The following is a 25606-nucleotide window of genomic DNA, read 5'->3' on the forward strand; positions in this document are numbered from 1 at the left end:
ATAAAAGGTAACTGATGCTTTCGAGAAAAAACAAACGTTTTATCCTTAAGTTAATCAGTCTCTTTTCTGTGGTGCGTGGTTATAATATTCTTGTAATTGTCATTGCACAGTATCTTACTTCTATATTTATACTAGCTCCAGATTTACGCTTACGCGAAATTATATTTGATCTCAATCTCTTATTTCTAGTGCTCGCTGGAGTTTTTACCATCGCAGCGGGTTATATTATCAATAGCTTTTACGATTCTGAAAAAGATCTGATTAATAGGCCTAAAAAGACCATGTTAGACAGGCTCGTGAGTCAAAACACAAAGCTGTCTATATATTTTGTACTCAATTTTCTAGCCGTAATCGCAGCTAGCTATGTGTCTTTTAGAGCGGTAATATTTTATGCCCTTTATATTTTTGGAATATGGATTTACTCACATAAACTCAAAAAATATCCTTTTGTAGGTAATCTAGTAGCGGCAACACTCGCGATTACTCCATTCTTTGCTGTATTTATCTATTACGGGAACCTAGCGCCTGTAATTTTTGTACACGGTTCATTTTTATTTCTAGTAATAGCCATGCGAGAGATGGTAAAAGATCTGGAAAATTTGAAAGGCGATCTCGTGCAGAATTATAGAACAATTCCCGTGATTTATGGTACAACTACTTCGAAGTGGTTGCTTACGATATTGGCAGGCTTAACCATAATCCCTATCTTTTTTCTAATTAATCGTTTTAAGTTAGGAGATATGAGTTACTACTTTTATGGAAGTGTTGCTCTGTTATTATTGTTTCTAGCCGTTTTATGGAGATCTGTAGCGAGACCTCATTATGTGTTACTACATAATATTTTGAAGTTTATTATCGTAGCTGGGGTGTTCTGTATTGTGCTTCTGGACGCGAGTGTGGTGCTTAATAGAATATTTTAAGTTAAGGGTTTAAAGGAATTGATCTAAACGAAAAAAGCCCGCCATAGGCGAGCTTTTGTAATCGTAAAAAAGTATCTATCTATCTTGATTACTACAATACACGTACTTGTGCAGCAGTCAATCCTTTTCTTCCTTCTTCTTCTACGTACTCAACTTTGTCTCCTTCGTTGATAGTTTCCCCGTTAAGACCTGTAACGTGTACAAAAATGTCTTTACCGGTGTCGTCATTAGTTATAAAACCATAACCTTTTGACTCATTGAAAAATTTTACTGTTCCTTCCATTATAAAATATGTATTAATAAAGTGCAAACTTACACTTTTATTTGGTAACCAAAACTTTTGCTAATATTATATTAATGTAAACTCTTTAAATTCAGCGCTTTTTATCTTTGGAATTGTTAAATTCTTTCATTCTTTTAAAAGCGTCATCTGTGAGCATATAGTCTGCCACTTTGCGATCTTTCCAGCGGTGATAAATAAAAGTGGGCATTAAAATGAAAAAACCACCTGCAATAGAAAGGCCAATAAACTTATGACCCAAAGCTGCGTCTACATTGTCTTTGCAGTAAAAGCCATATGCAAGCATCGCTGCTAGAATAAAGAAAAGAACAATGATGAAAATACGTCGAGCTTTGTTCATTTATTCAAAGAATGTAATGGTTATAAAAAAAGCAATGATAGCTAGTACCAAGATGCTAACCATCGTGATTGCTATCGTTTTTAAAACAGTTTTAAATACTTTAGAGTTGCTTTGATTTTCTTCTGTTTCCAAGACTTGGTTTTGTTAAGTAGGAGTTTGTTAGTGTTTTGACTTTTGATCACGTAACTTCAAATTCAATTCCTTCATTTGCTCATCATCAAGAAAAGCAGGTGCGTCTATCATGACATCACGACCACTATTATTTTTAGGGAAAGCAATAAAGTCACGTATAGTTTCTTGTCCTCCTAGAATAGCAACAAGTCTATCTAGCCCAAAAGCAAGACCTCCGTGTGGTGGCGCTCCATACTCAAAAGCATCCATAAGGAAGCCAAACTGTGTCTTAGCTTCTTCTTCAGAGAAGCCTAAGTGGCGTAGCATGATAGCTTGCGTTTCTTTATCGTGTATACGTATAGATCCTCCTCCTATTTCGTTACCGTTAAGTACTAGGTCGTATGCGTTTGCTTTTACCTCTCCAGGTTTTGTATCTAGTAGTTCTATCTGTCCAGGCTTAGGAGATGTAAATGGGTGGTGCATTGCGTGGTAATGCCCAGTCTCTTCATCTAGTTCAAGTAATGGGAAATCTATTACCCATAATGGAGCAAATACCTTAGGATCTCTTAGTCCTAAACGTGTTGCTAGCTCCATACGTAATGCACTCATTTGAGCGCGAACTTTTGAAGTTTCTCCAGAAAGGATGCAGATAAGATCTCCTTTTTGAGCTCCAGTTACTTCTGCCCATTTTGCTAGATCTTCTTGGTCATAAAATTTATCTACAGAAGACTTGAATGATCCATCGTCATTGCAACGAGAGTACACCATTCCTAGTGCACCTACCTGCGGGCGCTTTACCCAGTCTATAAGTTTATCTATTTCTTTACGAGTATAGCTATTTCCTCCTGGGACAGCAATACCTACTACGAGCTCTGCGTTATTAAAAACGCCAAAGTCCTTATGTTGTGCTACCTCATTAAGTTCTCCGAATTCCATCCCAAAGCGGATGTCTGGTTTGTCATTACCATATAAACGCATTGCATCATCATACAGCATGCGAGGGAACTTCTCAATCTCAACACCATTTACTTCTTTAAGTAAGTGGCGTGTAAGTCCTTCAAAGATGTTCAAGATATCCTCCTGCTCTACAAAAGCCATCTCACAGTCTATTTGTGTAAACTCCGGCTGTCTATCTGCACGTAAATCTTCATCACGGAAACATTTTACAATCTGGAAGTATTTGTCCATTCCTCCCACCATAAGCAATTGCTTGAAGGTTTGCGGAGATTGTGGTAATGCATAAAATTGTCCTTCGTTCATGCGAGAAGGAACTACAAAGTCACGAGCTCCCTCAGGAGTAGACTTGATTAAGTATGGTGTTTCTACCTCAATAAAATCTTGGTCAGAAAGATATTTACGTACTTCTAATGCAACTTTATGTCTAAAGATCAAGCTGTCACGCACTGGCTTACGGCGTATATCTAGGTAACGGTATTTCATGCGTACATCCTCACCACCATCAGTTTCATCTTCTATGGTAAAAGGAGGAGTAAGTGATGCGTTAAGCACTTCTAGTTTTGATACTAAAATCTCGATATCTCCTGTAGCAATATTTGGATTTTTTGAATCACGCTCTATTACGGTTCCAGTAACTTGAATTACAAATTCGCGTCCTAGTTTACGTGCTTGCTCCATAATAGATGCATCGGTACGCTCCTCATCAAAAACAAGTTGCGTCATTCCGTAACGATCACGTAGATCTACCCAAATAATAAATCCTTTATCTCTAGATTTTTGAACCCATCCTGCGAGGGTAACTTCCTTATTTACATCGGCAGCTCTTAGGCTTCCATTATTGTGCGTTCTGTACATTTCTTGCTCTGTTTGAGATGTGCAAAAATAAATATATCAAAGGGGATTTAAACAGTAACTGTCTATAAATGTTAAGGAAGTGTTTTTTATGGTTTAATTACGCTTTCGCGAAAGCGTAAAAATTCAATTTACCTTCTTAAAAACGTAAATTTGTCGTCTGTTTACAAGAACCGAAACGCGCTTATATGCGTATTATATATGATAAAATAGATTGAAAATGATTGCACAAGTTACACGAGAAATACAACCGCTTCAAGAACAGTTGCTTAGTCATTCTTTATATAAAGAGATAAAAACGCCTGAAGATCTTTTGGTCTTTATGGAGCATCACGTATTTGCCGTTTGGGATTTTATGTCTTTGTTGAAGGCATTGCAAAATGGATTAACATGTACAAAAACTCCATGGAAACCAATAGGAAGTGCCGAAACTAGATATTTAATCAATGAAATTGTTCTTGCTGAGGAGACGGATATTAATGCAAAAGGGGAGCGACAGAGTCATTATGAGATGTACATCGATGCTATGCAAAAAGCTGGTGCGAGTACGGTTGCAATAGATCGTCTAGTTACTACAGATTTTGATGTAATTGCAATACATGAGGCTATCGAAAATCTGCCAGCTGGGGTAAGTCAGTTTTTAAAATTTACATTTGATATTATAGATAGGGGTAATTTGCATGAGATAGCAGCGGCATTCACTTTTGGCCGTGAAAATTTAATTCCAGCAATGTTTAGTGCAATTATTGGGGAAATAGAAGATAATTTTCCAGCTAAAGACTTATCTGATTTTAAGTATTATTTTGATCGTCATATTGAGCTGGATGAAGATGAGCATGGGCCTATGGCTTTGCAGATGATTGAACATTTATGTGGAGAGGATAATAATAAATGGGATGAAGTGATTACAGTCTCTAAGGAGGCTTTAAAAGTAAGATTAAATCTTTGGGATGGTATATTAAGTGAGATTAAGCGTGAAGAGATTTTTGCTTAGATAAATGGGGTAGTATACTTTACTAACGTCCATAAAAAAACCTGCTCACTGAGCAGGTTTTTTATATATGTGATGGAAGAATATTACTTCTTGTTTACATCTTTAATGTACTTCTCTAATGCCATAGTCATAGAAGGAGTTTCTGGTGTAGGTGCTTGGATATTTACTTTAAGCCCTGCTTCTTCGGCAGCTTTTACCGTGGTGTTACCAAAAGCGGCAATACGTGTGTCGTTCTGTTTAAAGTTAGGGAAGTTTTCAAATAATGATTGAATACCACTTGGACTAAAAAATACTAATATGTCGTAAAATACATTTTCATATTCAGAAAGATCACTTACTACGGTTTTATAAAAAGTAGATTGCATCCATTTTACACCTAAAGCATCGAGAAGTTCTGGCACATTAGGCTTGAACTTATCTGATGATGGCAATAAGAATGTCTCATTCTTATGCTTTTTGATTAATGGGATAAGCTCTGGAAATGTGCGTTTACCTACATATATTTTACGCTTACGGTATACCACGTATTTCTGAAGGTAGTAAGCAACAGCTTCACTCTGACAAAAATATTTTAAGGTATCTGGAACTTTAAAACGCATTTCCTCTGCAATTCTAAAGAAGTGATCAACGGCATTGCGACTTGTGAGTATGATTGCTGTGTAGTCTTTAAGATCTACTTTTTGCAATCTAACTTCTTTTCCTGAGACACCCTCTACATGGATGAAAGGGATGAAGTCTATTTTAACGCGTTGTCTTTGTTCTAGCTCAAAATAAGGTGAGTTTTCAACCTTAGGCTTTGGTTGCGAAACGAGGATAGTTTTCACTTTCATAAACACTCATTTTTTTAATTGGGCTACTGTTTTGCGATGAATGAGTACAAAATAAAGTAGGGCCCAATTTCGAGAGTGCAAAAATACAAAATAAAATAAAAAGGAAACCTAAAAAAGTCACTCTTGTATTTACGAATGAGCCAAAATTGTGAAATAGTGTAAATAGTTATGATTATACCTAGGATGCTGTAAATGAAATACAAAGGAATTTGCAGTTGGTATACGATAAAGGCACTTCCTAAAAGCGCAAAGAGTCCTAAGAGGTGTTTAACATTAAGTCGTTTGTAAAAAAAAGACTGCATCTTTTTGTCAAAATTTAAAACATATGCTATAAATCGTTCTAACAAGAATTTTATAATCTCAAAGGCGGCATAGCCTATTAATATATACTTGAAAATATCAAAGTTGTCTGAAAAAGTGAGGCCTTGAAAGGTGCAGTATGTTAAGTAGAAGAGAAGCGAGATGCCTGTAAATTGTATTATCAATAGTGCAAGCTGTAATGGATGTAGTATAAAAACTCCTTTCGATCTTGTGCTGAAAAATCGATCTGCACCTATCACTTTTATAAAATCTGTGAATCTAGCCTGATAAAAAAACTTAATTGTAGCTAGTAATATCAAGCAGCTAACTATGGTTATTGTTATCCAGTTTTGATATGTAATAAGACGTAGGCTGCTTTCCAAATCGAGGAGTTTTTTTAGAGCGTTAAAAATACTACAAATTCTACCAAAAGGTGCTCTCGAGGTGTAATGACCTTATTAAAATAAGTACATTTGCCTCAAACAAGATTGCATGGCAAACGCTGTAGTTATCATACCCACCTACAACGAGATTGAGAATATTGAGAGACTATTGCGCAATATATTTGCGCTACAACGAGCTTTCCATATTTTAGTTGTTGATGATAATTCTCCAGATGGAACAGCTGCTACTGTAAAAGAACTTCAAGAATCTTATAAAGGGAAACTATTTCTTTTAAATAGACCTAAGAAAAATGGGCTTGGTACTGCATATATAGCGGGCTTCAAATGGGCTCTTGATCAAGAATATGAATATGTTTTTGAGATGGATGCAGATTTTTCACATAACCCTAATGATTTGATTAGGCTTTATAATGCATGTGTTAAAGATGGTGCAGATCTTGCTATAGGATCTAGATACGTAACGGGAGTTAATGTTGTAAACTGGCCCATGGGGAGGGTATTGCTTTCTTGGGGAGCCTCCAGATATGTTAGGTTTATAACAAGGATGAACATATATGATACTACAGCTGGATTTATTTGCTATCATCGTAAGGTGTTAAAAGCAATAAATCTTGAAAATATTAAATTTGTAGGGTATGCGTTTCAAATAGAGATGAAGTATAAAGCATATCTCAAAAAGTTTAAAATAGTTGAAGTTCCTGTAGTCTTTACAGATAGAACTAAAGGTGAAAGTAAAATGAGCTCAGGTATTATCTCTGAGGCTATTTTTGGTGTTGTTAAAATGCGATTACAACACCTTTTTAAAAAGTGATTATGGAAAAGATTTTAATAAAAGATGCTCATATTGTTAACGAAGGAACCATTTTTAGAGGGGACGTATTAATACATGATGGCATTATAGAGGAAATTGCAGAAAGTATAAGTGCAAAATCTGGTGATGTGCACATTTTTGATGCAGAGGGTACTTATCTTATACCTGGAATTATAGATGACCAAGTGCATTTTAGAGAGCCTGGACTTACTCATAAAGCAAATATTGCGACAGAATCTAAAGCGGCTGTTGCTGGAGGTATTACATCTTTTATCGAAATGCCTAACACAAACCCACAAACTACTACTGTTGAGAAGTTGGAAGAAAAGTTTGAAATTGCAGCAAACTCATCTGCAGCAAACTATTCTTTTATGTTTGGAGGGACTAATGACAACCTTGATGAGATCTTAAAAGTTGATAAGAAAAGTGTTGCCGGACTTAAGTTGTTTTTAGGGAGCTCTACTGGTAATATGCTGGTAGATAATGAGGCAGTGCTTGAAAAAATATTTAAGTCTACAGATATGGTTATTTCAACCCACTGTGAAGACGAGGAGACCATTAGAAAAAACCTGGCCATTTATAAAGAGCGCTATGGTGATGATATACCTATGAATCTCCACCCTATCATAAGAAGTGAGGAGGCATGTTATATATCTTCATCTAGAGCAATAGCGCTTGCAAAGAAAACTGGAGCTAGACTTCACGTTTTTCACTTATCTACAGGTAAGGAAACAGAGTTGTTTGATAACAGCATTCCACTAGCCGAAAAGAAAATTACAGCAGAGGTTTGCATACATCACCTATGGTTTTCTGATGCAGATTATGATGAGAAGGGCTCTAGGATAAAATGGAATCCAGCTGTAAAAACCGCTCAAGATCGTGATATGCTCTTTCAAGCATTGCTAGATGATAAGATTGATGTTATAGCAACAGATCACGCTCCACATACTCTAGAAGAAAAAAATAACGTTTATACAAAAGCTCCTAGTGGCGGCCCATTAGTACAACATGCTTTACCGGCAATGTTAGAGTTTTATCATCAGGGAAAAATCTCTTTAGAGAAGATTGTAGAAAAGATGTGTCATAATCCAGCAATACTTTTTCAAGTAGAAAAGAGAGGGTATATACGTAAGGGTTATAAGGCAGATCTTGTGCTTGTAGATCTTAATGCACCGTGGACTGTACAAAAAGACAATATTCTTTATAAGTGCGGTTGGTCTCCTTTTGAAGGAACTACATTCAAGTCTAGAATAACACACACTTTTGTAAATGGGCGCCTTGCTCATAAAAACTTTAAGGTGTACGATGAACTTTTTGGTGAACGTCTTACGTTTGATAGATAATGAGAGGATTATATGCTTTATTTCTAGGTTTTATGTGCTTGATGAGTTGTCAAGACATTCCGCCTGTAGAAAAGCCAGATAATTTCATTAATCAGAAAACCATGGAGAATATATTATATGAATCTGTACTTATTTCTAGTGCTAGAGGTTATAATATTGCACAGCTTAAACTCTTGGGGATCCAGCCAGAAACTTATATTTATGATAAATTTGATATTGACAGCCTTACGTATGCAAAGAATCTAGCTTATTACACAGCAGATGTAGATGCTTACAAATCTTTAAATGCTAAAGTGCTAGAGAGAGTCAAAGCAGAATTGAAAGTGAATGACTCGATAGAAAGAGTGCAGAAAAAAGAGCAAGATTCTTTGCGAACATTAAAAGCAAGAGAAGTACAAGCAAAATTTAAACAAAATGATTCTGCAAAGTTTAAAGAAATTCCAAGGCGTTTAATTACAGATACTTTTAGCAGAAAAAAGATACGGGTAAAAGAAGATTTTAGCGAGTCTGATTAATATGCACTGCTATACGTGATAATGTCTCATCCAGTGGCGTGGGAACATAATTAAATGCCTCTACTATTTTGTTATTATTGTACAGCGTCTGTGTTTGCAATGACTTGTACCCTATTTTAGTTATTTGTCTTTTGCGAGTAAATATGCCTCTTATAAAGTCTAAGAAGTTTAAAAACTGTAGTAAGCTACTGCTTAGAGGTCTAGTAGGTGCTTTCTTGCCTAAAGTCTGTGCTATTTCTTTTAGTAGCTCACGATAAGTGATATTGTAAGCAGTCGCGATGTATCTTTCTTGCGCTAGAGGAGTGATCATAACTTTCTCCATTAATGCTACTAGGTCCTTTACATCTATCACAGCGCTACTTCCAGTAGGGTATAAATCTTTTCTTTCAAGAATATGATTAAAGAATTTTCCGCTGCCAGCTTGGTAGTTTCCTTCACCTATTATAATTCCGGGATTTAAAATAATTGCGTTTAAGCCTTCTTGTGTTCCTCTCCATACTTCCATCTCTGCGCCATTTTTTGTGAGCGCATATACCGAATTTTTGGCGTCGGGATCCCAGAAATTTTCTTCTGTAATTGGATTGTTTGGTGTGTTTGCCAGCGTAGCAATAGAGCTTATATGGACTAGCTTTTTTATATTATTTGCTAGGCATAGGTTTACAATATTTGCCGTTCCTTCAATATTTATTTTAGTAAGCTTTTTAAATTGGTAGGGGTCAAATGAAATAAGTGCCGCACAATGATACACATGGGTTATACCCTCAAAGGCTGTGGCGAGGCTGGGTATTTCTGTAATATCCCCTTGAACCCAATCTATACGTTGTAATTGAGATTCCGCTTTCGCGAAAGCAAAAAAAGAAACAACCTCTTCCTTCTTAGATTCACTTCTGTATAATGCTCTAACGCTATCACCTTTTTGTGTGAGGCTTAACAGTAAATGCGTGCCTACAAGTCCAGTACTCCCCGTAACTAAAATCATATGGTAAAGATACATCTCAGGGATTAATTCTTAATTATATGAAGTATATACATGATTTGTCTTTTTAATAGAAACAATAGCCGTGGTCACACGCTTCTTTTTATATTTGCTATTGCCTAAATACAATAGCAATGATTAAGAATTTTGTAGAAGAATTAAAGTGGCGTGGGATGATACACGATGTGATGCCACAAACCGAAGAGCATTTAATGGAAGCGATGCGCTCTGCATATGTAGGTTTTGACCCTACAGCAGACTCATTACACATTGGAAATTTAGTTCCTATTATGTTGCTGGCACATTATCAAAGATCTGGTCATAGACCTGTCGCACTGGTGGGAGGAGCTACGGGTATGATAGGGGATCCATCTGGAAAATCTTCTGAGCGTAATCTTCTTGACGAAAAAACATTGCGTCATAATCAAGAGTGTGTGAAAAACCAATTGTCGCAATTTCTTGACTTTACTTCGGGTGCAGAAAATCAGGCACTTTTAGTGAATAACTATGACTGGATGAAGGAGTTTTCTTTTCTAGACTTCATTCGTGATATAGGTAAGCATATTACGGTTAATTATATGATGGCAAAAGATTCTGTAAAAAACCGACTTACCGGTGAAGATGCAGATGGTATGTCATTTACAGAGTTTACCTACCAGATGGTTCAAGGATATGACTTCTTGCACTTGTATAAAAACGAAGGAATCACGCTCCAAATGGGAGGAAGTGACCAATGGGGTAATATTACTACAGGTACAGAATTAGTTCGTCGCATAGGAGGCGGAAAAGGATATGCACTTACATGCCCGCTTATTACCAAGTCTGATGGAAGTAAATTTGGTAAAAGTGAAGGAGGAAATGTATGGCTAGATGCAAAAAGAACATCACCATATAAATTTTACCAGTACTGGTTAAATACAACAGATGAGGATGCAGAGAAGTACATTAAGATCTTCACATTTTTAGATAGAGAAGAGATTGAGGCACTTGTTGCAGCTCATAAGGAAGCTCCACACCAGAGAGCTTTACAAAAGAGACTGGCAGAAGAGGTAACTACTACGGTACATGATGCAGAGGCGCTAGAAAAAGCAATTGCAGCTTCAAATATATTATTTGGTAAGAGTACGAGTGATGACTTGAAATCTCTTGACGAAGCAACCTTTCTAGATGTTTTTGAAGGTGTGCCACAAGCAGAGATCGACAAAGCAGACATAGAAGGTGGCTTAGATATCATTGCAGCACTAGCGGAGAAGACTGGATTTTTGAAGTCTAATGGAGAAGCAAGACGTGCGCTTAAAGAAAATTCCATTTCAATTAATAAGGAAAAAGTAGGAGAGGATTATACCATCCAGACTACAGATTTAATAAATGGAACCTTTGTACTGCTTCAAAGAGGTAAGAAAAACTATTTTGTTATTAGAGCAGTCTAGTTAAGTAAAAACTTTACTAATAAATATATGAAAGCCCCAGTGTTCAAGTGAACATCTGGGGCTTTCTAACTAACTAACCAATCTATTATGAAGTCGTTATTAATGTTTAGTCCTTACACTCTTCCACTCAATATCTGCTTTTTTCTTTAAAGCGGCTGCGCCCTCTTCATTCCATTTTTCTAAGGTGTTTACTCCCCATGAATTATAAAAGAGATATAATTTGCCATCTCTTATTTCAAAAGTTTCTGGATCTATAGACACTTTTTTTCCTTTATCTGCAATGGCGTAAGCACAATAGCCTCCGTATTGAGGGATGAATTTTTCTGGAGTCAGCAAGAAAGCCTCTAAGTTTTCATGGCTGGCAAATTTGAATTTTGCACCATCATAGGTTGTGGTAAACTCCTTGTTTCCTTCTATTGCCTTATTATTAAAATACTCTGTCACGTCATATCCTTCGGCTACATATCCTTTTTTGAGGTTGTAATCCGTTTTTTGGGCAGTAGCGGCAATTGTAAACAATGCTACGAGAATAAATGATAGTGATTTCATAAACTTGCTATTTTAGTAATACGTACGTAAGGTAAGTCGTATTAGTTTTAGCAGGATTACATTTTATAGGGACATGAGGTTGCAGCCCCGAATATCTGAGTTGTCAAAACGACCTATTACGGTAAAGCTGCCATCTTTGTATACTCGCCCAAGATCTTGAGTGGCTATAAAGGGGCAAGAAAATCTATTAGCCAAGTCAATCACATTGAGACCTCCGGTTTTCGTTCCTTCTAGTAGGCTTAGAGCATCTTCTGTGTCTCGAGTGTATATTTTCATCCATGGAGGTGTGGTAAATATCCCGTTGCCATTAGAATACCCTTGACTTAACAGCTCGGTCATGCCATACTCACTATGTATTGAAGACACGCCAAAACCATTACGAAGTATTTCATGCAGCTCTTCACGCACTAGTTCTTTGCGACGCCCTTTCATCCCTCCAGTTTCCATTATGATGGTGTTCTTAAGATTAAAGCGATGGGATTCTACTAGGTCTAAAAGCGCAAATGATACTCCTATGAGTAACACTTTTTGTCCAGACTTGTCTAATGAGTTTAGCTTTTTTGCTAGTTCGTCGAGGTTATTTAAATAAAACCCACTGTCAGGGTGATTACTGGTCTTTATTAAATCATCTACCATGTAAATAAGTGAAGAACCAGTTCTTTCTAGATAGGAGGGTAGTAAGGCTAGGATTACATAATCTTTTGGGTTGCCGTACGCTTTCGCGAAAGCGTGCCTAAAACTATCCTCATATAAACTCAAGTCTGCAACATTGTGCTTGCTAGTAATGCTCCCCGTAGTCCCACTACTACTAAAAACAACTGAAGGCTCTGATCCAGACGTGAGAATGGTGTGTGATTTAAAAAACTGAATAGGTAAAAAAGGGATGTCTCTACTTTTTGTAATCTCACTGGGATGTTTATAAAGTAAATCACAGAAAGATCTATAAGTGCTATTATTCTCAAATTGAAAGCGGAATGATTCTAGTGCAGCTTCTTCAAATTGTGCATCTGTAGTGATATCGAAAATAGACCGTTGAGGCATTGAGAGTAGTGTTTGTGCAAAGATATAAAACATATCTACCCATATTTATGTCAGTTTTAAGGATAAATTAATGGCAGGTGAGTAGTTTTTAGCATGAATATAGCTTAATGGAAAAACTCTTTTGTCATTGATGTGTTGTTTATCATGCAGTTAAATGCTTTAATTTTACCTTGCCAATTGTTGTCGTTGTAGAAAAACTTAACGAATTCTTAATGCTCTTAACATGAGAAAGGATAATATTGCTAATACATTGCAGGGTAAATCAAAAGATTAAAACAACGTATATTTACAGTAGGCGTATAATATTTAAAGCATGAAAAAAAAGGACCTAAAAATACTTCTTGTAGATGATGAACCGGATATTCTTGAAATTGTAGGTTATAATTTATCTAATGAAGGTTACCAAGTTATAACTGGGTCAAATGGTGTAGAGGCTGTAAAACTTGCAAAAAAACATTCACCTCATTTAATCATTCTCGATGTGATGATGCCAGAGATGGACGGTATAGAAGCTTGTGAAGTGATAAGAGCAAATAGCGATCTAGATCAAACTATAATTACATTCTTTACAGCTAGAGGAGAAGATTACTCACAAGTAGCAGGATTTGATGCTGGCGCAGACGATTATATTACAAAGCCTATTAAACCTAAGGTCTTAATAAGTAAGGTAAAAGCATTGCTAAGAAGATTTAAGGAAGAAGAAGTAGCTTCTCAAGTTACAAAAGTTGGTAATCTCGTAATCAATAGAGAGGAATATAAGGTGTATAAGGGTAAAGAAGAATTGTCTTTGCCGCGTAAAGAGTTTGAATTATTGTCGCTATTAACATCAAAACCAGGTAAAGTGTTTACTCGAGAAGATATACTTGATAAAGTCTGGGGTCTGGAAGTTGTAGTGGGCGGGAGAACTATAGACGTACACATACGTAAGCTTAGAGAAAAAATAGGAGATGCGTCTTTTAAAACTGTAAAAGGTGTAGGCTATAAATTTGTGATTTAATGGCCGCAGGAGATAAGCAGTCGTACTCATTCTCTCTTATTACGGCAAGTTATATATCAATAGTATTTGCGATACTTATTGTTACACTTGAGTTGTTGCGGGAGGGCGAGCCATCCTGGCAGGCGCCAGCGATAGGTGTGGGGCTATGCTTTGTTATTTCTTTTTTAATTATCCATTATAGAACTCAGTTTTTTATTATAAAGGGAGTTAAAGAGATTTATGATAACATAAAACTGCTTGAGGATGTGAGTTTTGTGCCAGATAATATTACCACAGACATGGCTTCCTTATCTGAGGAAGTAGAGCGTTATGCAAAACGTAAGAAAATAGAAATATCATCTTTACGTATTCAAGATGAATATAGACGTGACTTTCTTGGAAACGTAGCACATGAATTAAAAACACCTCTTTTTACTGTACAAGGATATATTCTCACGCTTTTGGATGGAGCTATAAATGATAAAGCAGTACGTAAAAAATATCTACAACGTGCCGAAAAAGGTGTGGAGCGTCTCATTTACCTAGTAAATGATTTGGACATGATTACAAAGCTGGAAGTGGGCGACCTCAATATAAACTATGAGTATTTTGACATTATAGAGCTGGTGGAAAATACCTTTGAAATGTTAGAAATGAAAGCTGCAAGGAGGAATATCACACTTGCTTTTGATGCGCCTTACGATGATGGCGTGATGGTCAATGCAGATAAAGAACGTATGCAACAACTACTTACTAACCTTATAGAAAACTCTATAAAGTATGGTAAAGAAAACGGAACGACAGAAGTAAGCGTGCAAGATCTAATTCAGAATAAAGTCCTGGTGCGCATTACAGATAATGGTGAGGGAGTAGAGAGTGTACATATCCCTAGACTTTTTGAGCGTTTTTATCGTGTAGATAAATCTGGTAATCGTAAAGTAGGAGGTTCGGGTCTAGGCCTGTCTATTGTCAAGCACATCATTGAAGCGCATGAAGAAAGAGTGTATGTTGAAAGTGAATTTGGGGTGGGCTCTGAGTTCTCTTTTACCATTGAAAAGGCCGAAGAATTGAGTTAAATCATAAGCAGGTAGTCCTTGCTCAAAGCCAGGATATACTTTAAGCCTAGGTAGCTCTTTGCTTTTAAAACTGTCTTGTGTGCAGTAAGGCGCAATCTTTTTTGTTTTCAATACCTCGGCAAGGTATTCTTGCTCGGTTTGTCCAGGTGTAGGTATAAAGAACACCTTTTTTCTCATTACGGCTAGATCCATAATTGTAGTGTAACCAGATCGTGCAATTACATAGCTACTCTGGTTAATCGCTTTTTCTAAAGCAATAGACGTTAGATAATTTACAACCTTTATGTGATGGCCTACGCTCTTAAATTCCTGCTCTGAGGATACTTTTCCTTGTACAATAAGGAGCTTTGAACTAGATTTTTTAAATAATGTAATAATAATTTCTTCTAGCATGCTGCGCTGTGGCTCTGGTCCAGATAATACAGCGATATAGTCATAGATAATCTCTTCCTTGCGAGATTGCATCCTGCTCAAAGGTCCTATGTACTTGGTAGGTATAGAGAGTTTTTTTTGTGGATGCCCTAAAATTCCACTTAAATTTATATCGTCAGCTACGTCAGGAACCCAACATTCATTAAACCTCTGAAGATACATTCTATGAGCGGCAGATGAGAACCATGTGGTTTTACCACTCAAGACTTGCAGCTGGTGACTTATTATAACACACGGAACTTTTTTAGTGTATAGCCCAAGTCTGTTGTCAGATATTACACCATCTATATTTAATTTATAGATGAGTTCTTCAAGATCTCTGTGCTCCTCTTTTATCGTTCTTCGTATGGAAGGCAAATCTGCAATTAGTTTTCTTTTAAAATGCGATCCTTTCTCAGAATACTCAATATTATACGAAGGTAAAGTAACTGTAGCAAGGTCTGGAAATTCCTTTATAAGGAGTTTTAAGGCTTGGCCATCACTAGCGATGGTTACCTTATACTCTTGAGATAATAAAGTGCGAATTATAGGGATGCATCGCGTAGCGTGACCCAGTCCCCAGTTGAGGGGTGCAACTAGTATGTGTTTTTTATAATTCACAATGCAAATATCTAACACTTCTAACTACTAAAAGTTTCCTTAATTTTACCAAAACATTAAATATACCTGTGGGAAGTAAAAATAAGCTTAAGCGTTTTAGAGAAAATGAGACTTTTTCAAATGTAGTACAACCTACAAGGGAAGAACTCGTAGATGGTACATTCCCATTAAAGGGTAAATGGAATAAAGACTTTTTTAAAAATGAGAACCCTATCGTAGTCGAGCTAGGTTGTGGTAAAGGAGAATATTCTGTGGGGCTCGCGCAATCTTATCCAGATAAAAACTTTGTGGGTATTGATATAAAAGGTGCCCGTTTTTGGAGAGGAGCAAAAACAGCAATAGAAGACAACTTGACTAACGTAGGTTTTATGCGTACGCAAATTGAGTTGATTGAGCACGCTTTCGCGAAAGCGGAAATAGATGAAATATGGATTACTTTTCCAGATCCTCAAATTAAGTACAAGCGCACAAAACACAGAATGACTAATACGGAGTTTCTCCAAAAGTATAAGCGTGTGCTTAAACCAGGCGGTTGTGTAAACTTAAAAACTGACTCTGAGTTTATGCATGGTTACACCTTAGGGTTACTTCACGGCGAAGGTCACGAGATTTTAGAGGCAAATCATAATGTGTATAAGAATGAATACTCTCCTAAGGAAGTGGTAGGTATTCAAACTTTTTATGAAAAACAATATCTAGAACAAGGAAAACCAATTACTTATATTAAATTTAGAGTTAAGTAACCGCTAGCCTTGGAGATAACAAAACTCTTCTTAATTACATTTTTTGCTGCTTTAGCAGGAGTTATCCCTCCTGGTCTAATAAATATGTCGGTTGCAAAAACCTGTGTAGAACGTGGTCGCAATAATGGATTGCTAGTTGCTATAGGGGCATCATTTATTGTAATTATACAGGCACTTATTGCTGTACTGCTGGCTAAATATATTTTTGGCAATCCATTTGTTCAAAATATGTTATTGAGAACAGGGCTTGTAATTTTCTTAATAATGGCGGTGTTCTTCTTTATGAAGGCAAAGCGGGGGAAGGTTCCTAAAGTAAAGCTATCTAAAAATAGAGGACTCAAGAGTCTAGGTAAAGGGATGATGATCTCTGTCCTTAATATCCTGCCCATACCATATTTTTGTGCCCTAGGCGCTGCCTTAAATGTGAGTGGTAAAGTAGAGTACGATATTGTAGCTATTACGTTTTTTGTGCTAGCGGCAGCATTGGGAACCTTTACGGCGCTTTATTTTTATGTGATATTTTTTGCAAGAATTCAGAGTAGAGCAACCACTTTTACAAAGTATTCTAATTACTTTATGGCTGGTCTTATGGTGATATTAATGATTATTACACTAGTAAGAACTATCTACTTCGAATGAATTATACACCAAAAACCGAAAATTTCTTTACAAAGGTCTACGCGGTTGCTGCCCAGATACCTTATGGTCGTGTAACAAGTTATGGGGCTATTGCAAAGTACTTAGGAGCTGCGAGAAGTAGCCGTATGGTGGGGTGGGCAATGAATGGTGCACATACACATAGTGAAGTCCCTGCTCACAGAGTTGTAAATCGGGTGGGTCTACTTACGGGTAAGCATCATTTTGCACAAACTAATCTTATGCAACAGCTACTAGAAAACGAGGGTGTAGAGGTGGTAGATGATAAGATTGTGGCATTTAAAAAGCACTTCTGGGACCCTAGTGTGGAGTTGTCACCATACTTCTAGCGCTAGGCAGAGAATCCCTAAAAATCAATAAAATATTTTGTGATTAAACAAACTTGAAATGTCAAATAATTTGAAATTTCAAAGGTTGGAATATACATGCTCGCGGTTGTATCTTTGCATTTAGAATCAGTCTAATTAGAGATTATTCAGAATTGCTTAAACACAACAATGAAACTACAAAAAAACGATATTCTTGAGGCTTTAAAAACCATAACAGCTCCAGGTGCTGGAGAAAACATGGTAGATAGTGGTGCTGTTACAAACGTACTTACGTTTGGTGATGAGGTGATAGTAGATATTACTATTAATAACCCAACGTTACAAGCACGTAAAAAGGCAGAGGTTGATATTATGAAAACCATACACGATAAAGTGTTTGCAAAAGCACAAGTGAAGGTTAATGTAAAAGTCAACGCACCAGCCAAAGATGAAAGCAACGAGATAAAAGGAAAGGAAATTCCAGGTATTAAAAATATCGTAGCTATTGCTTCTGGAAAAGGAGGAGTGGGTAAATCTACAGTGACTTCAAATATCGCGGTTACACTTGCAAAAATGGGATTCAAAGTAGGAATTCTAGATGCAGATATCTATGGTCCTTCTGTACCTATTATGTTTGATGTAGCAAATGAGAGACCACTTTCTGTTACCGTAGATGGTAAGTCAAAAATGAAGCCTGTAGAGAGTTACGGAGTAAAAGTACTGTCTATCGGATTTTTTACTAAGCCAGATCAAGCGGTTATCTGGAGAGGGCCTATGGCGGCAAAAGCTCTTAATCAAATGATTTTTGATGCTGCTTGGGGTGAACTAGATTTCTTACTGTTAGACCTTCCTCCGGGAACTGGAGACATACACTTGAGCATTATGCAATCACTACCTATTACAGGAGCGGTTGTTGTGAGTACACCTCAAAATGTGGCACTTGCAGATGCAAAGAAAGGTGTAGCGATGTTCCAGCAAGAAAGTATCAATGTCCCAGTACTTGGTATCGTTGAGAACATGGCTTACTTTACGCCAGATGAGTTACCAGATAATAAATATTACATCTTCGGAAAGGAAGGAGCAAAGAATCTTGCCGATGATTTAGGCGTACGTTTACTGGGAGAAATACCATTAGTACAGAGTATACGTGAAGCAGGAGATGTAGGTCGTCCAGCTGCATTACAAGCAAACACGCCTACAATGCTAGCCTTTGATGAGCTTACTAAAAATGTTGTTGAAGAAACTGTACGCCGCAACAAAAGCCTACCAGCAACAGAGGCTATAAAGATTACTACCATGGCAGGTTGTTCTGCTGTAAAGAATTAATTATGACCGGAGCAGAGTTAACCCAAAAAGTAGAAGAGGCACTTCAAGAAATTCGTCCGTTTTTACAGAGTGACGGTGGAGATATTACCCTTTTGGGCATAGATAACGATACCGTTGTACGTGTCCAATTGCAAGGGGCTTGTGTAGGATGCTCTGTAAATCAAATGACACTTAAAAGTGGCGTGGAGATGACTATAAAAAAGCATGCTCCGCAGATAGAAGAAGTCATTAATGTTAAGGCTTAAGACTGATAATAGTCATCTTTTTAGATAGAGGATGTATTTATTTTTGCTTTCGCGAAAGCGTATTAATAAGAATCAATGATTAAAACAGATATACTCATTATAGGTGCTGGTCCAACAGGACTTTTTGCCGTATTTGAAGCAGGATTATTAAAGTTGAAATGTCATCTTATTGACGCACTACCGCAACCAGGAGGGCAGTGTTCTGAGATTTATCCTAAGAAACCTATCTATGATATCCCTGCATTTCCAGAAGTGCTTGCGGGAGATCTTGTAGATAATTTAATGAAACAAATTGAGCCTTTCCAGCCAGGATTTACACTAGGTGAGCGTGCTCAAACTATAGATAAACAAGAGGACGGTAGCTTTATAGTAACCACAAATAAAGGAACAAAACACCACGCGCCAGTTGTTGCAATTGCGGGAGGTTTAGGGAGTTTTGAGCCTCGCAAGCCGCCTATTCCTAATATTGCCAACTATGAAGATATTGGGGTAGAATATATCATAAGAGATCCTGAGTTGTACCGTGACAAGAAGGTAATTATTGCTGGTGGTGGAGATAGTGCTTTAGACTGGAGTATTTTTCTAGCAGATGTTGCTAGTGAAGTGACGCTAGTACACCGTCGTAATGAATTCCGTGGAGCTCTTGATAGTGTAGAGAAAGTTCAAGAGCTAAAAAATCAAGGACGCATTAAGTTAATCACCCCAGCAGAGGTGGTTGATGTACTAGGAGATACACATGTAAGTGGGGTAACCATAAAACAAGGTGAGGAAACATTTAATGAAGCTTGTGATCACTTTATACCGCTCTTTGGATTAGCTCCTAAATTAGGTCCTATAGGAGACTGGGGGCTTGAGATTGAGAAAAATGCTATTAAAGTGGATAATAGTTTGGACTACCAAACAAATATCCCTGGTATATATGCAATAGGAGACGTAAATACTTATCCAGGTAAATTGAAGTTAATCCTTTGTGGTTTTCACGAAGCGACGTTAATGTGCCAGAGTGCTTACCAGCGTATCTTTCCAGATAAACGTTATGTGATGAAATATACGACCGTAGGTGGAGTCACTGGGTTTGACGGAACAAAGAAAGAAGCCCCTAAGGCTGTAGTAAAAGCAATAGACTAGTAATAGGTTAATCGTAAAGTTATTATAGAGGGTTAACCTATAAATCGCTATCCATGATAGATATTAAAATTACAATTACAGATCGCGATGGCGTTGCTCACGAGATTGATGCTCCTACAGATATGAATATGAACTTAATGGAGGTTGTGCGCTCTTATGAGCTCGCTCCAGAAGGTACTATAGGTATTTGTGGTGGTATGGCGATGTGTGCATCATGTCAATGTTATGTGGAGAGTGATCATGACTTACCTGAAATGGGTGATGATGAGGAAGCAATGCTTGCCGAGGCCTTTCATGTACAAGATAATAGCCGTTTGGGCTGCCAGCTACATATACATCAAGATATGGATGGATTAAGAGTAACCTTAGCTCCAGAAGAATAGAAGGAGTAAAGTATATTATTAAAAATTATATCGAGGGATTATAAGGCTAGCTAGTTTTATAATCCCTAATTTTTTGAGGGCCTTCTAGTAATACACGGTTTACATGCAGGTGACCTTCTTCTGTAGTGGTAATATGCCATTTTATAAGGGAGATAGCCCCTTTCTCTATTTCTAAACCTGTAATACTACGTGGGTGAACACAACTACCATCATTAAAAAAAGCAATATCCCCGGGTTCTGGAAATCGAGGTCTATGTGTGTGACCCGTAATGGTAAGTAGATTGTTATTTTCTGTAATCCACTTTTTAATACGGCGCTCTACTTTTATGAGCTCTTTGTAATTTTTTGCAGGACTCGTAGGGTCAGAAATACCAAATATTTGAAGAGGTTTCCATAAAACTCTAACGAGAAATCTATTAAACCGCCAGCCGTGATAATTGAGCCAGTCGGCTTGATGACCATGGCATAAAAATAGTTCTTGAGCGCTCTCTTGATGTTTTAATATCAATGCCTCATGATACTCTAGATCTTTAAATAAAACCTCTTCTCTGCCATCCTTTGGGTCAAAATAGGTGCTCAAATGCTTTTGAACGTAGTTCTTATCGCGATATACCATATCATGATTTCCCCAGATGAGGTGAAGTCGTTTTTCAAAGTGAAACTTCTGCAGTAATGTATATACATTTTTATGAGCGCGTAAGATGCTTTCAAAGGTGCTATTTTCCCATAATTCATCACCATCCCCTAGCTCGCAGTAGGTGAACCCTTCCTTGTAATAATGTTTTAGAGCGTGGTAATAGATATTTTCATTTCTCGCAAAATCATCGGCAAAGCTTTTGTCTCCGCGGTGACAGTCAGAAAAGAAAACTAGTTTATCAGCATCAGAAAATGGTATTTCCTTTGCTGCTTTATAAGCTCTGTCTAAACGCTGTCTTGTATTCACAGGTTAAATATCTTAAAAAAGACTGAGATTAATAGGGTTGAGAGGAGTACGCTTTCGCGAAAGCGTAAAATAAATACATCCTATCTATTTTATGTCGGGTAGAGAGGATTCGAACCTCCGATCTCTGGTCCCCCAGACCAGCACTTTAACCGGACTAAGCTACTACCCGTTTTTATGCGCATAAATATAACAAAGCTTAATCATTAAGAAAATAGCGTGGTTGAAAAAACCCTCAACACATGGCTTATTAATTTTTTTGTAACTTAAAGTATTGGAAAATAAATTATTAACTAAACCCAAATATTATGAAAACACTAATGATGATTTGCTTTTATGTGATGGGTGCTACACTTATAACGAGTGATGGATGGAATACGGATGAACCTACAATGAGCCTTGAAGGGGTATGGGAATTAGAAAACCAGCAGATGTATGAAAATGGGATGCTCTCAGAAATGCTGCCCAATGAGAATGGGTATAGGCAGGTGAAGATGTATAGTAAAGGGAAGGTGATGTGGACACGTAATGATCCATCAGATAGTAATGAGTGGTTTGGCTATGGTACATATACCGTAGCAGATGGTTTTCTAGAAGAACGGTTGGAGTATGCCTCTGGCCCTATGATGAATATTGTAGACACGACTCAAATTTTCAGATTTGAATTAGTAATGGGAGCAAACAGTTACCAGCAAATACAGCTAGATGAAGATGGACATAGAGCAGAAGGCGAGAGTTATATAAGAATAGAGTAAGATTTATAATTATTGATCAATAAAGCTTGTGATTATATAATAGATTTTATTATATTTGCACCCCGTTAAATACTCGGGGTATAGCGTAGCCCGGTTATCGCGCCTCGTTTGGGACGAGGAGGTCGCAAGTTCGAATCTTGCTACCCCGACAAAAACCAGCCTTTTTAGGCTGGTTTTTTCATTTTAAAAGGTTTTGGATATTCATAATCTTTTATATTATGAAATTGTTTAAAGCAAAAATGCGAGCCTGTGAGGGCTCGCATTTTTATTATGTATCACTAGCCTTAAAGCTAGTAGTATTGCAATTACTTAGAATGCATACGTAAGTCCTAATAGGTAGTATGATTGTATTTTGTTATCTACAGCGCTATCACCTACTTCAAAAGGAATAGCCGTTGGATCTTCAGCAAGTAAATTGTTATTTGCGAAGTTTACTGCCTCTTGTCTGTTTCCTCTTAAACCAAATTCAAAACCAACACCGATTTGATTAAACAATTTGTAGCTGAAAGAGTTAATCCATGTGAAGTTTGATAAGTCGCTGCTCTTGTAGCTTGCAAATGCTGATAAGTTAGATTTGAATGCAATTTTACCAATCTGACGTGTATAATCTGCAACGATTTTTGCTCCTAAAGAAGATTCAAATACTGCGTCGTTATCAGAGAATACAAAGTTGTAGTTAAGTGGGTGTACTACAACTACAAGGTTTGTAATAGGAGTCCATGTAGCACCAACACCTAAATCTAAGTATCCTGGATCGTTAAAGTTATTTAATATCGTAGTTCTGTATTCACCTAATGCAGATACAGCAATCTTGTCAGTTAACTTGTAACCGTATAAAGATGAAACATTAAAAACATCTGTAGCTTCTTGAAAGCCTTCTTCTTCCTCACCTTCTTCATCAAATTTTACCCATCCTAAGTTTACGTTTAGGCTGTTTCTCCAGAAGTATTTTTCTTCTAGTTTATTTGCAAATACGTTACCGGTAATACCTATGTTACCTGAAGATACGTTAGGTGCACCTTGAGAATACCAATCGCTAAATTTAGAGAAATTTCCTCCTATTGTTCCAAATGCTCCGTATTTCCATCCTGGAAGAGCATCGATTTGTGCTTGTAAACTATTTACTTCTCCTTGAAGCTTTGCAATTTCTGCTTTCTTAGGAGCTTGTTGCGCTTTTAATTCTTCTTCTGTTTGTGCTTGCGCGCTGATTGTGAGGAGTATAGCTGCTCCTAAAACAATAAGTCTTTTCATAATAATAATTAGTTAAGATTTGTAGCGCAAAGATATAATTAAATAAAAACTGCTACGCGTAATCTCGCTAATTTAATGGTATTGCCTCTTTATCGATTAAATGTGACATTAAACGTTAGCTTGTAAGTATAGTTTGTGAAAGTAGCTTGCTATCTAAGATTTCCACTCGAGAAAAGCGTATTTAAGACCTACTCCAAGTACTTCTCGTACCTGTAAACCGCTTACTGCATTTTCATCATAAATGAGTTGTAATGCAAGATTTGTAGTAACATATTTATTTACTTGCATGGCAACATTGAGTGTGTAATCTAAATCGACATTCTTTACTTTTTCCAGGTAATCTGCATAAAGGTTGAGGGTGTTCTCAAATACGACATTTTCAAACAGCTCTTCTTTATAATAGACACTTAGTGATGAACCTAATTCAAAACGAGTATTTTCATTTGCTTCAACACCAAAAAATGGTTCGTAAGCTGCTACGGCTTCAGGGTCGCTCTCATCAACTCTCGTAAACTTAGAATGCACAAAAATAAGTCTAGACGTAGCGGGTGCTAGGTTTATTGTAAAGTCATTGCTTTTTTTCCAAAGAATACCAGGCCCTGCTTGAATGTAAGCTGGAGAAAAGGCATCTGTTATCTCTCTTCTGTCTTGTACGGTGTTGATAATTTCTCCCTCTTCATCAAGCACATTGCGGTCAAAAAATTCATAACCAGGTGCCATTTGTGTTCTAAAGTTAAACACGCCAGAATAGTACCAGTTTGATTTATTGATTCTACTACCCACAAGGCTGTTTAACTCGAGTCTGTCTGTTGTTTTACGTACAAATTTTTGATCTTTTGTGGCAGCAAGACCAAGTATAGAGGTAAGTCTGGTGTCCCATGCAAGTTTATTGCGTTTATAATTGAGATCCCAGCTTATATTAAAGTTACCTGCGATGTTAGAGGTACCTCCACCTTGCCATTCTTTATTAAAGGCGCTTTGGCTAAAAAGTAATTCGGCAAGTCCTTTACTTTTCCATCCATCAGGAAGAGAATCTTTTTTCTTAGTCTTCGTTTGGGCGACTAGAATACTACTTGTAGCTAGTAGTATTATAAAAAGATATGTTCTCATAGGGACTTGCTTAAAAATTAAGAAAGTAAATATACACAGGGAGTCTGTGGATGTCAAGACAATTTTTAAGCGCGCTTCTTAAATAGAGGAACGGTAGAGCATGCTTCTCCAAACATAAGGCTACGTACCACAGGTTGAAGTTTTTCTATAAGCAGTAAATATGCGTTAGGAGGTACTGGTTTATTTGAGCATCCTTTTACGATTAAAGGTACGCCTTGATAAGGTGTTGTGTCAAGATTTGCAATAGCCGTTGTGTAAAGAACAGTTTCTAGAAGCTCTAAAGAGCCCACGATCGTCTTTTGTGCAATATCTTGTAGCTGAGTAGAAACAAGCATATAGGCCCATGCTGGAACAATAGCGTCTGTACTGCAATGTAACGCTACAAACGAGCCTTTATATTGCTGCCAGTCGTGATTTTTTATGCTTTCGCGAAACTGAGTTTCACGTAAAATAAAACCTTGGTCTAGCCATTCAGAAATGTCTAGTGTTTCTCTCTTCCCTTTAGGATATAAATCTTCCAAATCAAAGGTGATGAGTTTACTTCCAGCGACTCTATTGATAATTTCTTCTGCCATAATCATGTAATTAAAAAGTGATGATGCGTTTTAATCCATAAGCTTAAAACGCATCATAATACTTTTATAACATTCCTAATTCTAGTTTTGCTTCTTCACTCATGAGGTCTTGTGTCCATGGTGGGTCAAAAGTGATTTCCACTTCGCAATCTTTTACTTCTTTGAGAGATTTTACTTTCTCTTCTACCTCAAGTGGTAGTGTTTCGGCTACTGGGCAGTTAGGTGTAGTAAGTGTCATAAGGATTTTGGTATCCATGTCTTCGTTTACAAAAACATCGTAAATCAATCCTAACTCATAAATATCTACAGGAATTTCTGGATCGTAAATGGTTTTTAGTACTCGTACAATCTTATCTCCTAACTCTTCTGTGTTTACTTCCATATGTATTGTGGTACTGCAATGCAGTCTCTTTTATTTAGTTAATAA

At 37.0% G+C, this 25606-nt stretch carries 28 protein-coding genes, 2 tRNA genes and 1 pseudogene; 17 read left to right on the forward strand and 14 right to left on the reverse strand.

Annotation, left to right across the window (positions count from 1 at the left end):
* Positions 1–14: 14 nt before the first annotated feature.
* A complete protein-coding gene (locus D017_RS06715; protein ID WP_035335506.1) occupies positions 15–920 on the forward strand; it encodes a geranylgeranylglycerol-phosphate geranylgeranyltransferase in 906 nt (301 codons plus the stop codon).
* A gap of 91 nt (positions 921–1011) precedes the next feature.
* Here the strand turns inward: D017_RS06715 and D017_RS06720 are convergent, their stop codons facing one another.
* The 3 genes from D017_RS06720 to aspS all read right to left on the reverse strand — a co-directional run bounded on the left by D017_RS06720 (position 1012) and on the right by aspS (position 3484).
* The gene (locus D017_RS06720; RefSeq protein ID WP_013750944.1) at positions 1012–1203 is read right to left on the reverse strand and encodes a cold-shock protein; all 192 of its coding nucleotides are present in this window, start codon (positions 1201–1203) and stop codon (positions 1012–1014) included.
* A gap of 91 nt (positions 1204–1294) precedes the next feature.
* A complete protein-coding gene (locus tag D017_RS06725) occupies positions 1295–1561 on the reverse strand; it encodes a hypothetical protein (protein ID WP_035335508.1) in 267 nt (88 codons plus the stop codon).
* A gap of 159 nt (positions 1562–1720) precedes the next feature.
* Positions 1721–3484: an aspartate--tRNA ligase gene (aspS, locus tag D017_RS06730; protein ID WP_035335510.1), complete on the reverse strand. Its 1764-nt coding sequence runs from the start codon at positions 3482–3484 to the stop codon at positions 1721–1723.
* 217 nt (positions 3485–3701) lie between these two features.
* Between aspS and D017_RS06735 the strand changes: the two genes are divergently transcribed.
* A complete protein-coding gene (locus tag D017_RS06735; protein WP_192816525.1) occupies positions 3702–4475 on the forward strand; it encodes a DUF3050 domain-containing protein in 774 nt (257 codons plus the stop codon).
* An 83-nt stretch (positions 4476–4558) separates the two neighbouring features.
* Here D017_RS06735 and D017_RS06740 read toward each other — a convergent pair whose 3' ends face one another.
* Positions 4559–5305 carry a uroporphyrinogen-III synthase gene (locus tag D017_RS06740; protein WP_035335512.1) on the reverse strand — a complete coding sequence of 249 codons (747 nt, stop codon included), beginning with the start codon at positions 5303–5305 and terminating at the stop codon, positions 4559–4561.
* Positions 5306–6097: 792 nt separating this feature from the next.
* Between D017_RS06740 and D017_RS06750 the strand changes: the two genes are divergently transcribed.
* Genes D017_RS06750 through D017_RS06760 form a run of 3 tightly spaced genes read left to right on the forward strand, consistent with a single transcriptional unit; the run spans position 6098 to position 8678 of the window.
* Positions 6098–6820 carry a polyprenol monophosphomannose synthase gene (locus D017_RS06750; protein ID WP_035335515.1) on the forward strand — a complete coding sequence of 241 codons (723 nt, stop codon included), beginning with the start codon at positions 6098–6100 and terminating at the stop codon, positions 6818–6820.
* 2 nt (positions 6821–6822) lie between these two features.
* Positions 6823–8163 (forward strand): dihydroorotase, encoded by a 1341-nt coding sequence (locus D017_RS06755; protein ID WP_035335517.1) that lies wholly within the window; start codon positions 6823–6825, stop codon positions 8161–8163.
* Positions 8163–8678: a DUF4296 domain-containing protein gene (locus D017_RS06760; RefSeq protein WP_035335518.1), complete on the forward strand. Its 516-nt coding sequence runs from the start codon at positions 8163–8165 to the stop codon at positions 8676–8678. Before D017_RS06755 ends, D017_RS06760 begins: the two co-directional genes overlap by 1 nt.
* Here the strand turns inward: D017_RS06760 and D017_RS06765 are convergent.
* Positions 8662–9657 (reverse strand): NAD-dependent epimerase/dehydratase family protein, encoded by a 996-nt coding sequence (locus tag D017_RS06765; RefSeq protein WP_035335520.1) that lies wholly within the window; start codon positions 9655–9657, stop codon positions 8662–8664. The genes D017_RS06760 and D017_RS06765 overlap by 17 nt on opposite strands.
* A gap of 131 nt (positions 9658–9788) precedes the next feature.
* On the opposite strand from D017_RS06765, the gene tyrS reads away from it, so the two are divergent.
* Positions 9789–11084, forward strand: a complete 1296-nt coding sequence (gene tyrS / locus D017_RS06770) for a tyrosine--tRNA ligase (protein WP_192816526.1) — start codon at positions 9789–9791, stop codon at positions 11082–11084.
* A gap of 99 nt (positions 11085–11183) precedes the next feature.
* Here tyrS and D017_RS06775 read toward each other — a convergent pair whose 3' ends face one another.
* Together D017_RS06775 and D017_RS06780 are read right to left on the reverse strand one after the other, a co-directional pair.
* Positions 11184–11633, reverse strand: a complete 450-nt coding sequence (locus D017_RS06775) for a YHS domain-containing (seleno)protein (protein ID WP_035335521.1) — start codon at positions 11631–11633, stop codon at positions 11184–11186.
* 63 nt (positions 11634–11696) lie between these two features.
* The gene (locus D017_RS06780; protein WP_035338072.1) at positions 11697–12674 is read right to left on the reverse strand and encodes an acyltransferase; all 978 of its coding nucleotides are present in this window, start codon (positions 12672–12674) and stop codon (positions 11697–11699) included.
* A gap of 313 nt (positions 12675–12987) precedes the next feature.
* Between D017_RS06780 and D017_RS06785 the strand changes: the two genes are divergently transcribed.
* The gene (locus D017_RS06785) at positions 12988–13671 is read left to right on the forward strand and encodes a response regulator transcription factor (RefSeq protein ID WP_035335522.1); all 684 of its coding nucleotides are present in this window, start codon (positions 12988–12990) and stop codon (positions 13669–13671) included.
* Entirely contained in the window at positions 13671–14726 is a 1056-nt protein-coding gene (locus D017_RS06790) for an ATP-binding protein (protein WP_035335523.1), read from the forward strand. Before D017_RS06785 ends, D017_RS06790 begins: the two co-directional genes overlap by 1 nt.
* 111 nt (positions 14727–14837) lie before the next feature.
* On the opposite strand, the pseudogene D017_RS15570 reads toward D017_RS06790, so the two are convergent.
* Positions 14838–15320, reverse strand: a pseudogene (locus D017_RS15570) (glycosyltransferase); the annotation flags it as partial.
* A gap of 506 nt (positions 15321–15826) precedes the next feature.
* On the opposite strand from D017_RS15570, the gene trmB reads away from it, so the two are divergent.
* From trmB to D017_RS06830, 7 genes are all read left to right on the forward strand, one after another.
* Entirely contained in the window at positions 15827–16501 is a 675-nt protein-coding gene (gene trmB, locus D017_RS06800; RefSeq protein WP_035335524.1) for a tRNA (guanosine(46)-N7)-methyltransferase TrmB, read from the forward strand.
* A gap of 9 nt (positions 16502–16510) precedes the next feature.
* Positions 16511–17140 carry a LysE family transporter gene (locus tag D017_RS06805; RefSeq protein WP_035335525.1) on the forward strand — a complete coding sequence of 210 codons (630 nt, stop codon included), beginning with the start codon at positions 16511–16513 and terminating at the stop codon, positions 17138–17140.
* The gene (locus D017_RS06810) at positions 17137–17487 is read left to right on the forward strand and encodes an MGMT family protein (protein ID WP_035335526.1); all 351 of its coding nucleotides are present in this window, start codon (positions 17137–17139) and stop codon (positions 17485–17487) included. The genes D017_RS06805 and D017_RS06810 overlap by 4 nt, the downstream gene beginning before the upstream one ends.
* 168 nt (positions 17488–17655) lie before the next feature.
* Positions 17656–18792 (forward strand): Mrp/NBP35 family ATP-binding protein, encoded by a 1137-nt coding sequence (locus tag D017_RS06815; protein ID WP_035335527.1) that lies wholly within the window; start codon positions 17656–17658, stop codon positions 18790–18792.
* A 2-nt stretch (positions 18793–18794) separates the two neighbouring features.
* Positions 18795–19037 (forward strand): NifU family protein, encoded by a 243-nt coding sequence (locus tag D017_RS06820; protein ID WP_035335528.1) that lies wholly within the window; start codon positions 18795–18797, stop codon positions 19035–19037.
* 75 nt (positions 19038–19112) lie between these two features.
* Positions 19113–20165, forward strand: coding sequence for an NAD(P)/FAD-dependent oxidoreductase (locus D017_RS06825; RefSeq protein WP_035335530.1), 1053 nt, complete (start codon positions 19113–19115; stop codon positions 20163–20165).
* A gap of 53 nt (positions 20166–20218) precedes the next feature.
* Complete coding sequence (locus tag D017_RS06830) at positions 20219–20548, forward strand: 2Fe-2S iron-sulfur cluster-binding protein (protein WP_035335532.1); 330 nt, start codon at positions 20219–20221, stop codon at positions 20546–20548.
* Between the two features lie 46 nt (positions 20549–20594).
* On the opposite strand, the gene D017_RS06835 is transcribed toward D017_RS06830, so the two are convergent.
* Both D017_RS06835 and D017_RS06840 read right to left on the reverse strand, forming a co-directional pair.
* The gene (locus tag D017_RS06835) at positions 20595–21491 is read right to left on the reverse strand and encodes a metallophosphoesterase family protein (RefSeq protein WP_035335533.1); all 897 of its coding nucleotides are present in this window, start codon (positions 21489–21491) and stop codon (positions 20595–20597) included.
* A gap of 94 nt (positions 21492–21585) precedes the next feature.
* Positions 21586–21660 (reverse strand) — tRNA-Pro (locus tag D017_RS06840).
* Positions 21661–21796: 136 nt separating this feature from the next.
* Here D017_RS06840 and D017_RS06845 point away from each other — a divergent pair.
* Positions 21797–22243: a hypothetical protein gene (locus D017_RS06845; RefSeq protein WP_035335534.1), complete on the forward strand. Its 447-nt coding sequence runs from the start codon at positions 21797–21799 to the stop codon at positions 22241–22243.
* 74 nt (positions 22244–22317) lie between these two features.
* Positions 22318–22392 (forward strand) — tRNA-Pro (locus tag D017_RS06850).
* Between the two features lie 160 nt (positions 22393–22552).
* On the opposite strand, the gene D017_RS06855 is transcribed toward D017_RS06850, so the two are convergent.
* The 4 genes from D017_RS06855 to D017_RS06870 form a co-directional block, all read right to left on the reverse strand.
* Positions 22553–23494 carry a DUF3078 domain-containing protein gene (locus D017_RS06855; RefSeq protein ID WP_035335535.1) on the reverse strand — a complete coding sequence of 314 codons (942 nt, stop codon included), beginning with the start codon at positions 23492–23494 and terminating at the stop codon, positions 22553–22555.
* Between the two features lie 153 nt (positions 23495–23647).
* Entirely contained in the window at positions 23648–24604 is a 957-nt protein-coding gene (locus D017_RS06860) for a DUF3078 domain-containing protein (RefSeq protein WP_035335536.1), read from the reverse strand.
* Positions 24605–24669: 65 nt separating this feature from the next.
* Positions 24670–25179: a DUF2480 family protein gene (locus tag D017_RS06865; RefSeq protein WP_035335537.1), complete on the reverse strand. Its 510-nt coding sequence runs from the start codon at positions 25177–25179 to the stop codon at positions 24670–24672.
* A gap of 64 nt (positions 25180–25243) precedes the next feature.
* Complete coding sequence (locus D017_RS06870; RefSeq protein WP_095522107.1) at positions 25244–25567, reverse strand: DUF59 domain-containing protein; 324 nt, start codon at positions 25565–25567, stop codon at positions 25244–25246.
* Positions 25568–25606 lie beyond the last annotated feature (39 nt).

The sequence above is a fragment of the Dokdonia sp. PRO95 genome (genome assembly GCF_000355805.1).
Taxonomy (GTDB): domain Bacteria; phylum Bacteroidota; class Bacteroidia; order Flavobacteriales; family Flavobacteriaceae; genus Dokdonia.

Bases quoted from the DNA above. Each gene is read 5' to 3' on its own strand.
- D017_RS06780 (WP_035338072.1), bottom strand. From the start codon at position 12,674: ATGCCTCAACGGTCTATTTTCGATATCACTACAGATGCACAATTTGAA.
- D017_RS06785 (WP_035335522.1), top strand. From the start codon at position 12,988: ATGAAAAAAAAGGACCTAAAAATACTTCTTGTAGATGATGAACCGGAT.
- D017_RS06725 (WP_035335508.1), bottom strand. From the start codon at position 1,561: ATGAACAAAGCTCGACGTATTTTCATCATTGTTCTTTTCTTTATTCTA.
- D017_RS06765 (WP_035335520.1), bottom strand. From the start codon at position 9,657: ATGATTTTAGTTACGGGGAGTACTGGACTTGTAGGCACGCATTTACTG.
- D017_RS06855 (WP_035335535.1), bottom strand. From the start codon at position 23,494: ATGAAAAGACTTATTGTTTTAGGAGCAGCTATACTCCTCACAATCAGC.
- D017_RS06845 (WP_035335534.1), top strand. From the start codon at position 21,797: ATGAAAACACTAATGATGATTTGCTTTTATGTGATGGGTGCTACACTT.
- D017_RS06775 (WP_035335521.1), bottom strand. From the start codon at position 11,633: ATGAAATCACTATCATTTATTCTCGTAGCATTGTTTACAATTGCCGCT.
- D017_RS06825 (WP_035335530.1), top strand. From the start codon at position 19,113: ATGATTAAAACAGATATACTCATTATAGGTGCTGGTCCAACAGGACTT.
- D017_RS06810 (WP_035335526.1), top strand. From the start codon at position 17,137: ATGAATTATACACCAAAAACCGAAAATTTCTTTACAAAGGTCTACGCG.
- tyrS (WP_192816526.1), top strand. From the start codon at position 9,789: ATGATTAAGAATTTTGTAGAAGAATTAAAGTGGCGTGGGATGATACAC.
- D017_RS06830 (WP_035335532.1), top strand. From the start codon at position 20,219: ATGATAGATATTAAAATTACAATTACAGATCGCGATGGCGTTGCTCAC.
- D017_RS06820 (WP_035335528.1), top strand. From the start codon at position 18,795: ATGACCGGAGCAGAGTTAACCCAAAAAGTAGAAGAGGCACTTCAAGAA.
- D017_RS06815 (WP_035335527.1), top strand. From the start codon at position 17,656: ATGAAACTACAAAAAAACGATATTCTTGAGGCTTTAAAAACCATAACA.
- D017_RS06760 (WP_035335518.1), top strand. From the start codon at position 8,163: ATGAGAGGATTATATGCTTTATTTCTAGGTTTTATGTGCTTGATGAGT.
- D017_RS06860 (WP_035335536.1), bottom strand. From the start codon at position 24,604: ATGAGAACATATCTTTTTATAATACTACTAGCTACAAGTAGTATTCTA.
- D017_RS06865 (WP_035335537.1), bottom strand. From the start codon at position 25,179: ATGGCAGAAGAAATTATCAATAGAGTCGCTGGAAGTAAACTCATCACC.
- D017_RS06790 (WP_035335523.1), top strand. From the start codon at position 13,671: ATGGCCGCAGGAGATAAGCAGTCGTACTCATTCTCTCTTATTACGGCA.
- D017_RS06750 (WP_035335515.1), top strand. From the start codon at position 6,098: ATGGCAAACGCTGTAGTTATCATACCCACCTACAACGAGATTGAGAAT.
- aspS (WP_035335510.1), bottom strand. From the start codon at position 3,484: ATGTACAGAACGCACAATAATGGAAGCCTAAGAGCTGCCGATGTAAAT.
- D017_RS06720 (WP_013750944.1), bottom strand. From the start codon at position 1,203: ATGGAAGGAACAGTAAAATTTTTCAATGAGTCAAAAGGTTATGGTTTT.
- D017_RS06715 (WP_035335506.1), top strand. From the start codon at position 15: ATGCTTTCGAGAAAAAACAAACGTTTTATCCTTAAGTTAATCAGTCTC.
- D017_RS06735 (WP_192816525.1), top strand. From the start codon at position 3,702: ATGATTGCACAAGTTACACGAGAAATACAACCGCTTCAAGAACAGTTG.
- D017_RS06740 (WP_035335512.1), bottom strand. From the start codon at position 5,305: ATGAAAGTGAAAACTATCCTCGTTTCGCAACCAAAGCCTAAGGTTGAA.
- D017_RS06755 (WP_035335517.1), top strand. From the start codon at position 6,823: ATGGAAAAGATTTTAATAAAAGATGCTCATATTGTTAACGAAGGAACC.